General features: G+C 71.6%; 3 protein-coding genes and 1 pseudogene. 3 read left to right on the top strand and 1 reads right to left on the bottom strand.

Annotated elements, in window-relative coordinates; genetic code table 11:
• The first annotated feature begins 402 nt into the window (after positions 1-402).
• Together G6048_RS46655 and G6048_RS46650 are read left to right on the top strand one after the other, a co-directional pair.
• Complete coding sequence (locus G6048_RS46655; RefSeq protein ID WP_165345680.1) at positions 403-1,644, top strand: FAD-dependent monooxygenase; 1,242 nt, start codon at positions 403-405, stop codon at positions 1,642-1,644.
• Positions 1,644-3,197, top strand: coding sequence for a hypothetical protein (locus G6048_RS46650; RefSeq protein WP_165345679.1), 1,554 nt, complete (start codon positions 1,644-1,646; stop codon positions 3,195-3,197). The genes G6048_RS46655 and G6048_RS46650 overlap by 1 nt, the downstream gene beginning before the upstream one ends.
• Before the next feature lie 146 nt (positions 3,198-3,343).
• Here G6048_RS46650 and G6048_RS46645 read toward each other — a convergent pair whose 3' ends face one another.
• On the bottom strand, positions 3,344-4,399 hold the full coding sequence (locus G6048_RS46645) for a hypothetical protein (protein WP_165345678.1): 1,056 nt from the start codon (positions 4,397-4,399) through the stop codon (positions 3,344-3,346).
• Between the two features lie 120 nt (positions 4,400-4,519).
• On the opposite strand from G6048_RS46645, the pseudogene G6048_RS46640 reads away from it, so the two are divergent.
• Positions 4,520-4,706: pseudogene (locus G6048_RS46640) on the top strand (integrase core domain-containing protein); the annotation flags it as partial.
• Positions 4,707-4,826: the final 120 nt, after the last annotated feature.

Genomic DNA, 4,826 nt, shown 5'->3' with positions numbered 1-4,826 from the left:
CCCTTCACCCCCTGCCCAGACGAAGATCCCGTCACAGCAGTCAACGAGCCCCAGCCGCAAAGGTCACCCATTCGACCCAAGAACTCCAGTTCCCCCTCCCGAAAACGGAGACCGAGAACCCACCCCACGGCATGGATGACCGTCCCGGTGCAGGCGCCGGGCGGCACCAACGACATCCGGCCTCGCCACTCACTCCCGTTCACCAAAAGTCACTCCCGCTCAGTACACCCGCAGCAGTTCCCAACCCCTTGCCAGTCCGCCCCTCTGCACGTTGACAGGCGACTGTCGCCATGCTGCTATGAGGCGCTTCCCAGCCGGACCTGCGCCACGTCGCATACCGCTCAGGCACCGGATCGACGGCCACTTGACCGGGGGCGGCGCCCCGAGCCAGAGCGAGGACCCATGCCGCAGCGCGCCGCGACCATCGTCGGCGGCGGAATCGGCGGCCTAGCGGCGGCCGTCGCCCTGCACCACCGAGGCTGGCACGTCGAAGTCCTGGAGCGTGCACCAGAGTTCACCGAGATCGGCGCCGGCATCTCCCTGTGGCCGAACGCGCTGCACGCGCTTGAGGTGCTCGGCCTGGCCGACGCCGTCCGGGCACTCGGCGCCGTCGAGGCCATAGGCGGCGTACGGGACCGCCGGGGCCGCTGGCTGTCCCGTACGGACAACGCGGAGCTGGCGCGCCGCTTCGGCCAACCCCTGATGGTCCTGCACCGCGCGGACCTGCTGCGGGTGCTCACCGAGGCGTTGCCCGCCGACAGCCTGCGGTCGGGCAGCGAGGTGTCCGCGGTCCGCGACGACAGCCACGGTCACGGTCACGGCCTGGTCGTCCATCACCGCGAGGGCGAGTCCCGGCCCGACGTCGTGGTCGGCGCGGACGGGCTGCACAGCGCGGTCCGCCGCACCTTGTGGCCTGACGCGGCCGGCCCCAGGTACGCCGGCTACCCGGCCTGGCGCATGGTCACCGAGCCCCTCGCCGAGCCGCCCTCCGAGGGCGCGGTGACCTGGGGCCGCGGGGAGAGGTTCGGCTACACGGCGCTGCCGGGCGGGCGGATGTACTGCTTCGCGACCGCGTCGCTGCCGGAGGGAGCGGCCTCCGGCTCGTCCTCGTCCTCGTCCGAGCACGCCGAACTGCTGCGCCGGTTCGGGTTCTGGCCGGATCCCGTCCCCGCCCTGTTGGCCGCCGTCCCCGCGGACGCGGTGCTCCGGCACGACCTGTACGACCTGCCGCCGCTGCCCACCTTCGTACGCGGCCGGGTCGCACTGCTGGGCGACGCGGCCCACGCCATGACCCCCAATCTGGGCCAGGGTGCGTGCCAGGCGCTGGAGGACGCGGTCACCCTGGCCCACTGCCTCGACGGCACCCCGGACGTGACCGCCGCACTCCGCTCGTACGACCTGCTGCGCCGCCCGCGAACCCAGGCCATCACGCGCCGCTCCGCCCGGCTCGGCGCAATCGGCCAGTTGTCGTGGCCGCCCGCGGTGCTCCTGCGCGACACGGCCGCCCGGCTGACGCCGACGCGGGCGACGCTGCGTTCGATGACGCCGGTGCTCGGCTGGACCGCGCCCGGCGACCCGGCGACCGCGACGAAGAGCGGGAGCGAGAGCAAGAGCGAGAGCAAGAGCAAGAGCGAGAGCGACTGATGCCGGACTGGACGTATCACCCACTGCGCGGCGCGGCCGCCGCGGTCCTCGGCCGTCCCCGTTCGCAGCGCACCGCGCTGCGGCTGCTGGCCTCGATCGGCTCCCGTCCCGTCGGCGCACGGCTGATCGCCCGGGGGTTCGGCCACCGCCACCCGCCCGAACGCCTCGGCGGTGAGATCGCCGGCGTACCCGTGACCGTCCGCCTCGGCATAACCGTCCCGCCCTCGCTCGCCCGCGAAGCGGTACGCGCCATGCCCCCGCTCGGGGCCGGCGTTGTCGAGGTGGCACCCGTCTCGGCGGCCGACGTCGAGACCGTACGAAAGGCCGCTGCCGGCCGCACGATCCCGCTGATCGTCCGTGCGATCGACCCGGAGGCCGAGGCTGCCCTCAAGCCGTACGTCGACGGGTTCACCAGCGGCGACGACCCGCACGTGGTCCACGTGTCCGACCCGTCGGTCACCGCCGCGGCCGCCGTGCTCGAGGAGCCGGGCGCCGTTGTGTTGGCCCGGCCCAGGGTGCTCGTCGAGGCCGGACCCGGCTGGTTCGCACGGGTCACCGAGGCGGCCACGCCCACCGTCCCCGCGCCGCGGCTACGGGACCTCAAGCTACGGGACGTCGGCCGCGATCCGCGCCGCTGGCCCGCCTGGTGGTGGGCGCTGCTCGTCGGGCTCGGTATGACGGGCGCCGGACTCGGCGCCGCGGCGATCACACTCGGGCCGGTACTGCTCTGGTACGACCGCGACTACCTCGGCATGACGGTGCATCAACTGCACGCCGCCAACCACCACCTCGTCCACTTCCTCCAGCACGACCGGATCACCATGGCCGGCACGATGGCATCGATCGGCGCCCTCTACACCGGCCTCGCCGTGGGCGGCATCAGACGCGGCTGGCCCTGGGCCCGCGAGGTGTACCTGCTCTCGGGAGCGATCGGCTTCCCCACCCTGTTCTACTTCCTGGCCACCGGCTTCGTAGAACCCCTGCACACGGCCACAGCCCTCGTACTGTTCCCGATGTTCGTGGCCGCGGTCCGCCGCACCCCGCACACACCGCGCTGGCACCTGGCCCCCGAGGGCCCAGAACCGGAACGCCGACGGGCACTGACCGGCCAACTCCTGCTGATCGTCACAGGAGCGGGCCTGTTCGCCGGCGGAGCGGTGATCTCAGTGGTAGGCCTGACCGGCGTCTTCGTACCGACCGACCTGACCTTCCTGGGCACCAGCGCGGAGGCGCTCGAAACCCTGAACTCCCGGCTTGTGCCGTTCGTCGCCCACGACCGGGCGGGGCTGGGCGGCGCCCTGATGTCCGCTGCGGTGGCCATCATGCTGCTCAGCGCGTGGGGTTGGCGGCGGGGCGAGGCGTGGGTGTTCTGGACACTGACCTCAGCGGCGGCGGCCGGATTCCTGCCGGCGGTCGTGGTGCACACCGCGATCCACTACACGGACTTCATCCACCTGGCGCCGGTCTACTTCGGCATCGCGATTACGGGCACGGGTCTGCTGCTCGCGCGTCCGTATCTCTGCGCCAAGGCGTCGGCGGGGCCGGAGAACTGACGGGCCGTCTTGGGGAGCGCCCTGCCCCAGACGCTCCCGACCACCGGCCCAGCCTGAGGTACAGGCCAGGTTCAGCTTTCGCAGGGCCACTCACCCGTCGGCCCACCCAAGCGGCTGGCTCGGCTCCCGCACCCCTAGCCCGGGCCCTACCCGACCGGGGCACCGGACGGCACCCGTGTCTCTCCCGTGCCGCCGTCGAGTCGCTCGCGCAGGCACGCGAGTAGGACGCCCATCGGCGCCAGCGCCAAGGGCAGCAGCACGAGCGCCACCGCGACCGGGGTGATGATGACGAGGACGCCCGTGACCCACACGTTGTCCTCGGTGGTGGCCAGCATGAGCAGCCCCGCCCAGTGCGCCACGTACGTCCCGAGCCACTTCAGCACGTTGAAGGCCACGGCGACCGCGAGAGTGCCCAGCAGGAAGATCCCGACGGTGTACGGACGTGCCGTACGGGTCAGCGTCCAAGAACGGCGCATCGCTGCCGTGGCCGAGGAATGGTCCGCCACCCGCACTGCGGTGGCCAGGGAGAAACGGGCCAGGAGGGCGCCTCCGAGCCCCCAGATCACGACAGGCAGGATCCGGCCCACCAGGATGAACTGCACGGTCGCAGGATCGTGGTACGTGGGCCACACAACCCCGGGCACCATCTCCAACTCGAGGAGAACGAGGACGAGCAGTCCCGCCAGCGCCGGGACGAGGACGCACCCCAGGGTCAGCAACTGCACGCGGAACGCGGCCCCGAGGTGCGGACGGGAGCGGCGCCACAGCGCGCGGAAGGTGAGGGCACCAGGGGCCGCGGCAGCGCCCGTGCCCGCCGCCGCGCGTTCCCGCGCGTACGCGACGGTGACGGCCTGGGCGGTGAGCAGCCAGGCGATCAAGACCATGGCGATGAGGAGCAGCAGCGGGTACACGCATAACGCGACGTTGACGAGGCTGTCCTTCTGGTCGGCGTACGCGACGTAGGAGTCCTCGGACGCGATGCTGAACTCGGCGTCTCTTCTGGCTTGCAGGAAGAGGCCCCACGACGCGGCGAACGCGCCTGCCACGATCCCCCCTCCGACAAGCAGCGCCCCCACGCCGGCCAGAACGGCGGAGCCGAACACCGGGCGCCGGTCACGGCCGCTGACCCGCAGGGCCTCGGCCACCACGGAGATACCGGCCCGGCGCTCGTCCGAGCTGATCACAGAACTGCTGCCTGTCATGCCGCACCCTCTCTATTCCTGGGCCCGTAGACGGCGGCGGTGCTCCCCCCGGTTTCGCGAAGGCCAGGCAAAATCCAGCCAGAAATTCAGCCGGGAGCGCGCACATCCCGCGCTCCGGGTGTCGAGCGGTTCAACCGGACGCTGCTGGATGAGTGGGCCTACGCCCGCCCCTACCGCACCGAACAGGAACGACGCGACGCCTTCCCCCGGCTGGCTGCACCCTTACAAGCACCACCGCGGACACACCCCGCTCAAGGGACAGCCACCCGCCAGCCGCGTTCCTAACCTCTCAGGGCAGTACACCTAGTAGGACTCCGTTAGGTCTGTCTCCCGGTCCTGTTTGGGGGCATGTTGGGGATGTGGACGCACATGAAGTGAACCGTGCTCGGGCGAGGTTGGCGTTATTCGTAGCTGACGTGTTCGCGTC

Origin of the sequence: Streptomyces ureilyticus (assembly GCF_011045025.1) — a bacterium.
GTDB lineage: Bacteria > Actinomycetota > Actinomycetes > Streptomycetales > Streptomycetaceae > Streptomyces > Streptomyces ureilyticus.
Note: the sequence above shows the minus strand (reverse complement) of the source record. Positions and strands in the feature narration are given on the sequence as shown.

Coding starts and splice junctions, on each gene's coding strand:
- G6048_RS46655 (WP_165345680.1), top strand. CDS start 403: ATGCCGCAGCGCGCCGCGACCATCGTCGGCGGCGGAATCGGCGGCCTA.
- G6048_RS46645 (WP_165345678.1), bottom strand. CDS start 4,399: ATGACAGGCAGCAGTTCTGTGATCAGCTCGGACGAGCGCCGGGCCGGT.
- G6048_RS46650 (WP_165345679.1), top strand. CDS start 1,644: ATGCCGGACTGGACGTATCACCCACTGCGCGGCGCGGCCGCCGCGGTC.